Annotated in this window: 10 protein-coding genes, 1 tRNA gene and 1 pseudogene; 2 read left to right on the plus strand and 10 right to left on the minus strand. The window is 41.1% G+C overall.

Annotated elements, in window-relative coordinates; translation table 11 throughout:
• Positions 1 to 6: 6 nt before the first annotated feature.
• Positions 7 to 83 (plus strand) — tRNA-Thr (locus Q0058_RS08565).
• Positions 84 to 189: 106 nt separating this feature from the next.
• On the opposite strand, the gene Q0058_RS08570 is transcribed toward Q0058_RS08565, so the two are convergent.
• The 10 genes from Q0058_RS08570 to Q0058_RS08615 all read right to left on the minus strand — a co-directional run bounded on the left by Q0058_RS08570 (position 190) and on the right by Q0058_RS08615 (position 7,732).
• Entirely contained in the window at positions 190 to 2,031 is a 1,842-nt protein-coding gene (locus Q0058_RS08570; protein WP_298222894.1) for a peptidase M61, read from the minus strand.
• An 81-nt stretch (positions 2,032 to 2,112) separates the two neighbouring features.
• Positions 2,113 to 3,048: an alpha/beta hydrolase gene (locus Q0058_RS08575; RefSeq protein WP_298222896.1), complete on the minus strand. Its 936-nt coding sequence runs from the start codon at positions 3,046 to 3,048 to the stop codon at positions 2,113 to 2,115.
• Position 3,049: 1 nt separating this feature from the next.
• Positions 3,050 to 3,391 carry a hypothetical protein gene (locus Q0058_RS08580; RefSeq protein ID WP_298222898.1) on the minus strand — a complete coding sequence of 114 codons (342 nt, stop codon included), beginning with the start codon at positions 3,389 to 3,391 and terminating at the stop codon, positions 3,050 to 3,052.
• 12 nt (positions 3,392 to 3,403) lie between these two features.
• Positions 3,404 to 3,985: a hypothetical protein gene (locus Q0058_RS08585; protein ID WP_298222900.1), complete on the minus strand. Its 582-nt coding sequence runs from the start codon at positions 3,983 to 3,985 to the stop codon at positions 3,404 to 3,406.
• A 3-nt stretch (positions 3,986 to 3,988) separates the two neighbouring features.
• A complete protein-coding gene (locus Q0058_RS08590; RefSeq protein WP_298222902.1) occupies positions 3,989 to 4,267 on the minus strand; it encodes a DUF2089 family protein in 279 nt (92 codons plus the stop codon).
• 138 nt (positions 4,268 to 4,405) lie between these two features.
• Positions 4,406 to 4,684: a DUF2805 domain-containing protein gene (locus Q0058_RS08595; RefSeq protein WP_298222904.1), complete on the minus strand. Its 279-nt coding sequence runs from the start codon at positions 4,682 to 4,684 to the stop codon at positions 4,406 to 4,408.
• Positions 4,685 to 4,783: 99 nt separating this feature from the next.
• Entirely contained in the window at positions 4,784 to 5,605 is an 822-nt protein-coding gene (locus Q0058_RS08600; RefSeq protein WP_298222906.1) for a sterol desaturase family protein, read from the minus strand.
• A gap of 28 nt (positions 5,606 to 5,633) precedes the next feature.
• Entirely contained in the window at positions 5,634 to 6,236 is a 603-nt protein-coding gene (locus tag Q0058_RS08605; RefSeq protein ID WP_298222908.1) for an alpha-ketoglutarate-dependent dioxygenase AlkB, read from the minus strand.
• 69 nt (positions 6,237 to 6,305) lie between these two features.
• Positions 6,306 to 7,013, minus strand: coding sequence for an aquaporin Z (gene aqpZ, locus Q0058_RS08610; RefSeq protein ID WP_298222910.1), 708 nt, complete (start codon positions 7,011 to 7,013; stop codon positions 6,306 to 6,308).
• Between the two features lie 317 nt (positions 7,014 to 7,330).
• Positions 7,331 to 7,732, minus strand: coding sequence for a DUF2721 domain-containing protein (locus Q0058_RS08615; protein WP_298222912.1), 402 nt, complete (start codon positions 7,730 to 7,732; stop codon positions 7,331 to 7,333).
• A 158-nt stretch (positions 7,733 to 7,890) separates the two neighbouring features.
• Between Q0058_RS08615 and Q0058_RS08620 the strand changes: the two are divergent.
• A pseudogene (locus Q0058_RS08620) lies at positions 7,891 to 9,512 on the plus strand (hypothetical protein); the annotation flags it as partial.

Genomic DNA, 9,512 nt, shown 5'->3' on the forward strand with positions numbered 1-9,512 from the left:
TAAACCGCCAGCGTAGCTCAGTTGGCTAGAGCAGCTGATTTGTAATCAGCAGGTCGTGGGTTCGAGTCCCTCCGCCGGCTCCAGAAAACCATCACTTTTTAGTGGTGGTTTTTTTATGCGTAAAACGAACAACAATAAAAAAACCGTAAGCGAATCACTTACGGTTTTTATGTTTTTATGGAAAGATTATTATCCTTTAAGCCAAGCGGTTCTGAGTTTTTCTTTGCTCGCATCGGTAGGTTCGTAACCCACTTTGTCTTCGGTCGGGATTTTGATTTTTCCACTGATTACTTGCTCTTTTCCGTCGCGGCTAACTTTTACTGAGATCGGATCGCCATTCTGCCAGGTTTGGCTCGCCTGGATCAATTCGTAGATGTTGTCTAAATTGTATGGTTTCATATTGACTTCTTTGAGCACATCTCCGCCTTTGATGCCCAATTCCGTGTAGAATTCATTAAGCTCAACTTCCGTGCGCACATAGATTTCTTTGGTCACCTGATCGACATTGATGTAAGGAACCTGCCCTTTCAAAAACGGATTTCCCGGGCTTTTCACTACTTTTTTAGTAACGCCCATTTTCGCCAGATAAACGTCGTAAGGAATCGGCGTTGATCCAGAAACGTAAGTGGTCAGGAATTCCCCAACTTCAGGATAAGTAAGCGCCGTGATTTTCGCAAACAGTTCGTTGTCGTTGAAAGCCTTGTGCACGCCATATTCGGCTGATAATTTTTGCATCAGATCTAAAATGCCTCGTGTGCCATTGCTTTTTTCACGGATGATGATATCGAGGCACATGCCGATGAGTGCGCCTTTTTCATACACATTCAGATATTGGTCTTTGTAAGGTTTGGTCAATACATTAACGCTCATAGTAGTAAACGGCATCGTATCGTCCATTCCGTCGGCATTGGTGATTTTCCCTGCCATCCTGTTGCAGAAATCATCTTCGGAAATCAAACCTTGATTCACTTGGAACAGATTCGCGAAATATTCGGTCACGCCTTCATACATCCATAAATGCTCGGACATTTTGGGTGCGGTATAATTAAAATTCTGGATTTCATCGGAATGAATCGTAAGCGGTGTCACAATATGAAAAAATTCGTGCGACACGACGTCTTTCAATTGCTCGTTGAGTTCGTCAAGACCCATCATTTCAGGCATTACGACGGTTGTTGCGGTCGGATGTTCCAAAGCGCCGAATCCATGTGCGTCATTTTCTACCTGCATGTCAGACAAATAAATCAGCACGCTGTATTTTTTGGTGCTGTTGAATTTCCCTAAGAAGTTCTTTTGCGCGGTCATCATTTTTTGCATCGCCGGAGCGATTTCTTCCGCTTTATGCGTTCCGTTTGGGGAATACACTGCAATCAGGATATCCATGTCATTGACTTTGAAAGTTGTGTAATCCGGCTTGCTGTACATGATAGGATTTTCGACGAGTTCCGCATAACGGTCTGTCACAAAAACATCATTCGTATTGCTCGCATCGGTATCGGCCATCGAAGTTGCGCCCCAAAGCGTATCAGGATGCTGCACGGTCACTTTATAGTTGATGTCTTTGTAGTTGTCGAAAAATCCAACAAAACAATGCGTGTTGAGCAGGATGTTTTTGCCGGCGTCGATGTTACTACCTACGGGTGAGAAAATCTCGTGCGTCGCTTCGATGTCGTAAGTGTCATTGACCAGATACGAAACCGAACCCAATTGTGTCGCGTCGCTGATTTTCCAGGAATTCTTATCGACTTGCGTCACGCTGAGGTAAGCGCCTTTTTTGTTGTAGGCTTTAAAATCGTCAATGAACCGCCCGAAATCATCCTCAGAATAAGTCCCTGGAACAATTTTAGGAAGGTGGTATATGATTTCAGAAGTCTTGATTTTCGGGGCCTGAACCGTCACGGGAACCCTGTCTTTATCAATCGCATTGAGGTTGATTGTGACCTGAACCTGTTCCTTGGTTTTTGATTGCGCCGCAGCTGAGAAATGGCCTAAACATGACGACAAAGCCAGCATAAAAAATATTCTTTTCATAAATAAATTTCAAATTTTGACCCGAGCGTTAGCGAACAGATCGTTAGATAATTGTCGTCAAATGTATAAAATAGTTTGGCTTTAAATCGATTTTATAAATTGATTAACTACTGCAACCAATTCAGATGCAATCGGTAAATCAGGATTGTTATACGAGGCTTGGTTTTCCGCCGGATCATCCGTTTTGATTTCCTTGAAAAGGTGGTTCATGTTGGTGATGATCTTCAGTTGTGCCTCAGGTTTGGCTTTTTTCAACAATTCGGCGTCCGAAACAGGCACTTGCATGTCTTTGGTTCCGTTGATGATCAATATCGGAATTTTGAGTTTTTGGATTTCTTTCGTCGGATCGTATTTGATCCACGAAATCATATACGGCTGAACACTTTCTCGAAATATGGAACCTAATGCCGGATTTTCAAGTTTGAAGGTTTGTCCGCTTTTAAGTATCGCCAAGTCTTTTTCGACTTCATCTTTTAAGTACGGGGCTTGTTTTCCAATTTGTTCGGCGAGGATCAAATCAATCGTTCTTCCGGCGCCGGCCAGTGAAATGAAACCGTCTGTATTGTCTTTAGCGGCAATCATTCCGATCAGTGAACCTTCGCTATGGCCCGCGATGATGATGTGGCGGTATTGTTTTTTGGCTTTGAAATAAGCGATGATATCTTTGACATCGCTGATGAAATTCTCAAAAGAAAGGTCTTTTTCCGAAAGGGTTCCGGCCGCCATCAACGCAATAGTACGTTTGTCGAAACTAAATGCGGCGATGTCATTCTGAGCCAATTGTTCTCCTAAATAACGCAGCGAATTGTTATCCATTCCGGCCTGGTTTCCGTTGCGGTCGGGCGATCCGGATCCGGCGATGATGATGACCAAATCAGTTGATTTTGTCAGGCGCTGTGGGCTATACAACGTTCCGTTGATTAGTGTATTGACTTTGAGATCTTCCTTTTTAATCGGTTTTTCTTGTGCGGCGCAAGTCAATGTAATCGCAAAAACGGCAACTAATAAAGTTTTCATATTATTTTGAATTTAAGAGTTTTATGGCGGCTTCAGGATTCTGCACTTCGATGTAAAGTTTGTTGTATGGGTGGTTTTTGAGTTCTACGATAATCGTGTTTTTTTCGCGTGACATATCCCAAAAGTTCGTTTTGTTTCTTAAGTAATAAGTGCCAGCGATGATGATGAACGGAATGTAAGTTCCGACGCGGAATCCGCAGTATCGGTGTAATTCCTCTATGTCCTGATAGGCTTTTACGACGTTTTCTTTGGGCACATTGATTTTGCTTTTCAAAGCCCAAAATTGATGAAATCCTCTAATGTTGAAGATGTATTGATCTCCTTTTGATTCGATGGTTACCATGATTTTGATGTATTAATTTAAGGTTGAAAGGATCATTTTTGAAACGACTTCAGCAATCAGAAGCGCCGCGACAAACAGCACGGTGTTTTTGATTCCCTTCGCATTGGTCGCCACTTTATAGCCGTTATATAAAAGGATTACGGCAAGAACCAAGGCTAATAAAGTTACCAGACTGAACAGCAGGATAGGAATCAATTGCGACATGTCCAATGCTTCGGGCTTGTGTTTCAAAACGCTTTCGACCAATTGGATGGAACCGTGATAAATCCAGTCATTGATATTGAAAACGGTCAACACATAAAAAGGAATTTTCGCGATACTGCAGGTATTGAAGATATCAATGAGCCGCGTTTTCGGGTTCGCATATTTTCCAGTTAAAAAAAGCAACAAACAAGCGCTTAAAACCGAAATAAGGATGTCGGTTAAACTCGATAAAAAGGTCGCTTTTTCTACAAAATGCAGATCGAAAACACCGTCAAATCGGGCATTAAAGAAGCTTCCCAATGTGGCGCCAACCAATATTGAGAAGGCACCAATGATCAGCAGTTTTTGGTCTGAATGTTTTTCAAACGGATTCAGGAGAATATTGTTCATAGCTTAAGATTTTTGTTTGAGCAGGTTTACTTTCTGGATGATGTCGTCGAGTTTGTTGCGCACCGTCGGGTAGCTGTTGCCCATCAGCGAGGCCATTTCCTTGAGGCTGCCGCTGGTCATAAAAAACTGTAAGATGAAATTTTGTTCTTCTTCGGTGATTTGCAACAACAAAGGCAGCACATAGTTTCCGGAAACTACGGTTGCGCAATGGTTGCAGGTGAGTTGGGAAACGGATAAAGAACTTTCACAACTCGGACATTGAATGGGAAGTTTCGGTTGCATGATTTTTAAATTTATGTCATGCAAATTTAAATAATATTTATTTATAAATTAATATTGTTTAAAAATGAATTGTCATTGTTTAATAAATGTTTGAAAAACAGAAATAAAAAAACTCTTGCGGAACAAGAGTTAGTATCGTTAGTCAAATTTGTTTTTGATGTAGTATTTACCGTCTAAGTCATCGTCAAAATCATCAATTTTCATCGGTTTCGGTTTGGGCTTTGCGGCGTTGGCTTTCTTTTTCCAGACTTCGAATTTGTCCGCCGTGAGTTTCTTTTTCATGATTTCCAGAACATCCTTTTCATCAATCCCTAATTCCTTCTTGATGATTTCATACGGATTCCGTTCTTCCAAAGCCAGGGTAATCAATCGTTCATTTTGCTCCCAGGTCAAATCGATGCGTTTATTCTTTTTCATTCTTTGAAAATTAATTCAACTGTGTTTTTTCGTGTTAGGTTTTCTTAATCCAATATTAATAAAAAATCCAATTACTTTCAAAATTCAAAAAAATATTTTTTAAGCCGGTTTTCTCTTGGGTTGGAACGGAATCCTGAGCAGATTCGGAATGTTATTGTGTTCTTCCGTTTTCTGATGCGTATCGATGCCGTAAACGATTTCATTTTTTGAAAGTGTTTTGAAAGTCCCGAACAGTCTGTCCCAAACCGAAAAAATGTTCCCGTAATTACTATCGGTATAAGGCAAAACATAATGATGATGCACTTTATGCATATCGGGCGACACAATGAAATAGCTCAAAAACGTATCAAGTTTTTTAGGTAGACTGATGTTAGCATGGTTGAATTGTGTAGCCACAACGGAAAGCGTCTGATATAGAAACACCATCCACATCGGGCTTCCAACAATCAAAACCCCTAAAGTCGTGAAGACAAACCGGATCACGCTTTCGCCAGGATGGTGCCGGTTCGCGGATGTTGTGTCGATCCAGGTGTCGGAATGATGGATGAGATGGAAACGCCATAAAATGGGTACTTTATGTTCGATCCAATGCACTAGATAAGCGCCAATCAAATCCAGTAACAATAATCCAACAATCGTATACAACCACAAATTCATTTCGGGCATCCATTGTAAAATCCCGAAGTGATTTTCAATCGTCCAGTTCGCCGCTTTGAGCAATATAAAAGCCAAAACGAAATTGATCACGATCGTCGTCAGCGTAAAAAAGAAATTAATTCCGGCGTGGTTCCATTTCTTATAAGAAAATTTAAACAGCGGAAAAGCATTTTCGATCCACCAGAAAACGGTAATCCCGCCAACCAGAATCAAGCTTCGATGGGAAGAAGGAATCGTCGAGAAGTAAGCTATAATCTCATTCATGACTATAAATTTTTATAAAAATAATGAATTATTGAATCACCCGAAACGTTAAATTGATGCGGCCGCCCATCGGTTTGCTAGTTTTCGGAATCTGGTGTTTCCAGCAATGCTGTGTCGTGCCTTTCATCAATAACAAACTGCCGTGTTGCAACAGGATATTTTGTTTTAACTCAGCATTGGTATTGTGCTTCATCTGGAACATTCTTTCCGCACCAAAGCTTAACGAAGCGATGACCGGATTTTGGCCAAGTTCTTTTTCATTGTCCGCGTGCCAGCCGTTACTGTCTTTTCCGTCGCGGTAATAGTTGAGCAACACTGAGGTGAATTGAGTTTCGGCGACCGTTTCAACCTGATATTTTAATTTTTGTAATAACAGATTCCACGCATGTGGCTGCATCGTAATGTTGGAATAGGAATAAGGTTTGCCGTCATTGCCAAACAAAGCGGTAAGTCTGGGTTGGGGATGTTCTTTGCCGTATACTCTGATGGTATCGTGTTGCCACGGAATGCCGTGAAGCAATTCATTATATAATGAGTCAGACACTTCTGTTCCAAAAAAAGACGGATAGTAAATAATATCCGCATCAGCTAAATTCAGTACAATAGGTTCGGTTGAAAAGAGTGAATTCATACTACAAAAATAAAGAGAAAAAAGAATGTTTTTTATCCTTCCTTCTCTTTATTAAGAATGTGATGTAATCTATGCTTCTGTATGGTCTTGCAGTAGATTTTTATAAATGAACCCGGCAGCAATGGCGCCTAAAATAGGAGCTGCCCAAAACAACCAAACTTGTGACAAAGGTTCACCTCCCGCAAAAATGGCTTGAGATAAAGACCTTGCAGGATTGACTGAGGTATTTGTAATCGGAATGCTAATCAGGTGAATCAACGTCAATGCGAGACCGATGGCGATGCCTGCAAATTTTCCGTTTGCAAACTTATCTGTCGCTCCTAAAATCACCAACAAAAAGAATAAAGTGAGGACAAATTCGGCAATAAAAGCGGATTGCATAGAATAGCCATCTGGAGAGAAAGCACCGAAACCGTTAGAAGCAAAAGCACCTGCTTTGGTGTTGTCGATGGTAAAACCTGTCTTTCCGGATAAAATTGTAAAAAGCGTTCCTGCCGCGGCGATGGCTCCGACGCATTGTGCCACCACATACGGAAGCAATTCTTTCATCGAAAACCGCCCACTTGCCCACAAACCAAAAGAAACCGCGGGGTTAAAATGACCTCCGGAAATATGCCCGACGGCATAGGCCATTGTCAGGACGGTTAATCCAAAAGCTAGTGAGACTCCGGCAAATCCAATTCCCAAATCAGGGATTCCTGCAGCGAAGAGTGCGCTTCCGCAACCTCCAAAAACCAACCAATACGTTCCGAAAAATTCTGCTAATAGTTTTCTCATAATCATTGTTTTAGTGAATAGTTATTGTTCAGAAAAGTAAAATTTGCACGAAAATTTCCCTTCTTATGAAACGGTGAAAGAAGGTTTGTCAAAAAAAGCCGATAAACAATGCGAGGAAGTATCGTCTTGAAAGGAATTTTTTCAAGAAAGGTCATTACACGAGAATGACTTCGTAAATCCATAATTGGTTTATTTGTTACGAATGTATGTAAAATTTTAACTAAATAATGTTTAATGTGAAATTTATTATCATAAAAAAACAAATTATCTGTATAAATTTCATAAAACAAATAAATGAAGAGGCGTTTTTTTGTAATCTATTTCGGTTTCACATCAATTAAATCCTTCAAATGCAAACGAAGTGCGGTTACAGAAATGCTAATTTCCCAAAATGAAATTCCCAAAGAAATCAGTAAGCAAAGCAAGCTGAGTCCGAATAAATAAATACCCAATTCCGGTAAAGCCAGAAATAACAATAGCATCGCAAACACAGAAAGAAACAGACACAATACGCCGAACATCTGCATATAACGAATCAGCGTAAGCCGTAGGTTGAGGTTTTTGATTTCGAGCAAAGTAGTAGAACTTTCCTTTTCTTCATAGTTTTTTTTCAGACCTCTGACGATGGATGCGATGGTCAGAAATCGGTTGGTATAGGCGAGCAGAATTAATGAAGTTGCGGAGAATAATAAGGCCGGTGTTTCTATTGTTAGTGTCATTGATGCTGTTTTTTGAGATGTAAAATTAAGGGTTTTAAAGGCATATCGATTGACTTTTTTTACATTATATCAACAAAACCCTAATCGTTAAATAAAGTACAGAATGGTTAAAAATTATAAAATTGTGGTAAATTGCGCAGTTAAATTTTTTGCCCAAAATGAATCTTCGCATCAGCCTTCCTGCTTTATTTTTGTTTGTGTTTCTTTTGTTTCCTTGTGTGGAGGTTTTCTCCCAATGTTTGGATATTGAAACCATTTTAGTAGATTCCTGTGACAGTTCCGGCGACGAAGGATATAACGAAATGACGCGTTTTCGAACCAATGGTGCACCACTCAACGTTGCCACCATGACCGTCAATTGGCCCGCAGCAGGAGTATTATGGCAAGGTTTGGCGCAAGATGCTTTTACGGCTTCAAAAGTAGCGACTTTAAATGCTCAAATTGCTGCCTTAGGCGGTTGCGGAAGATTGCGGGAGCCTATCGCTGGTGTCATTCCTGCCAATACGGAAGTCATCCTGATTACGAGCCAGAATTTTAGCCTCACAGCGAATGCTTTTGGGGCATTGATACAGGATGTCTACATTCTTTTACAAGACAATACTACCGTCACTACTGGGCATTTTGGTAATTATAATGCTACTAGCGGTATTAGAACGCTCACTATTTCATTTGGTGCTTGTAGTGATACGGTAAGTTACGATCGCTCATTATTGGTAAATGCCAGCGGACTTCCCGGTGCAGCTAATGGAGCCACAGTAAATTTCACACCAGCCGGAGTGGCTAGTTATACCAATGGAGGTTGTGTAGCCCCTATTGATGTCTTTTCAGTAGATGCTGGAAATACGATCTCAGCTTGTCCCGGAACTACCATTACTTTGGCAGGGACAGCTTTAGGTCAATCTTCCGTTTCTTGGTCGGCACCGAGTGGCACTTTTTCAAACAGTGCGGCATTGAATTCCAGTTTTACTTTGCCTTTTTCTGCTTCAGGGTCTATCGTTTTAACGCTCACCGCTACCAATGCTTGCGGGAATTCCATCACGGATACTGTAACTATTACAGTGAGCCCAAGTACAGCGCCTAATTTTTCGGCTACTTTGGCTTTGTGTTCCGGAAGTGTTGCACCGGCTTTGAATACGACTTCACCAAACGGAATTGTTGGGGTTTGGTCTCCTACAGTCATTGACAATTTGCTGGGTGGGAATTATGTTTTCACACCCAATATCGGACAATGTGCCACTAGTTTTACCATGGCCGTGACTATAAATCCTAGTACTACCCCTGATTTTTCGACAACCTTAACTTTGTGTTCTGGAAATACTGCACCAGCATTAAATGCTACCTCGCCTAACGGAGTTACTGGAGTTTGGTCGCCTAATGTCATCAATAACACAGTTGGAGGGAATTACACGTTCACGCCGAATACAGGGCAATGTGCGAGCAATGTTACACTCGTAGTTACGGTAACTTCGGCCACAATTGTTCCGGATTTTAGTCCAACTTTAACCTTATGCTCAGGAACGACTGCACCTGCGTTAAATGCTACTTCCCCTAATGGAATTACAGGAGTTTGGTCGCCTAATGTCATCAATAATACAGTTGGAGGGAATTATATTTTCACGCCGAATACAGGGCAATGTGCGAGCAATGTTACACTTGTGGTTACGGTAACTTCCGCGACAAGTGTTCCGGATTTTAGTCCAACTTTAACCTTATGTTCAGGAACGACTGCACCAACATTAAACACTACTTCCCCGAATGGAATTACTGGTGTTTGGTCGCC

The organism is Flavobacterium sp. (assembly GCF_027484705.1).
Lineage (GTDB): Bacteria > Bacteroidota > Bacteroidia > Flavobacteriales > Flavobacteriaceae > Flavobacterium.

What these genes read in the sequence shown, in the direction of transcription:
- Q0058_RS08570 (WP_298222894.1), bottom strand. Translation starts at nt 2,031, where the DNA reads ATGAAAAGAATATTTTTTATGCTGGCTTTGTCGTCATGTTTAGGCCAT.
- Q0058_RS08575 (WP_298222896.1), bottom strand. Translation starts at nt 3,048, where the DNA reads ATGAAAACTTTATTAGTTGCCGTTTTTGCGATTACATTGACTTGCGCC.
- Q0058_RS08580 (WP_298222898.1), bottom strand. Translation starts at nt 3,391, where the DNA reads ATGGTAACCATCGAATCAAAAGGAGATCAATACATCTTCAACATTAGA.
- Q0058_RS08585 (WP_298222900.1), bottom strand. Translation starts at nt 3,985, where the DNA reads ATGAACAATATTCTCCTGAATCCGTTTGAAAAACATTCAGACCAAAAA.
- Q0058_RS08590 (WP_298222902.1), bottom strand. Translation starts at nt 4,267, where the DNA reads ATGCAACCGAAACTTCCCATTCAATGTCCGAGTTGTGAAAGTTCTTTA.
- Q0058_RS08595 (WP_298222904.1), bottom strand. Translation starts at nt 4,684, where the DNA reads ATGAAAAAGAATAAACGCATCGATTTGACCTGGGAGCAAAATGAACGA.
- Q0058_RS08600 (WP_298222906.1), bottom strand. Translation starts at nt 5,605, where the DNA reads ATGAATGAGATTATAGCTTACTTCTCGACGATTCCTTCTTCCCATCGA.
- Q0058_RS08605 (WP_298222908.1), bottom strand. Translation starts at nt 6,236, where the DNA reads ATGAATTCACTCTTTTCAACCGAACCTATTGTACTGAATTTAGCTGAT.
- aqpZ (WP_298222910.1), bottom strand. Translation starts at nt 7,013, where the DNA reads ATGAGAAAACTATTAGCAGAATTTTTCGGAACGTATTGGTTGGTTTTT.
- Q0058_RS08615 (WP_298222912.1), bottom strand. Translation starts at nt 7,732, where the DNA reads ATGACACTAACAATAGAAACACCGGCCTTATTATTCTCCGCAACTTCA.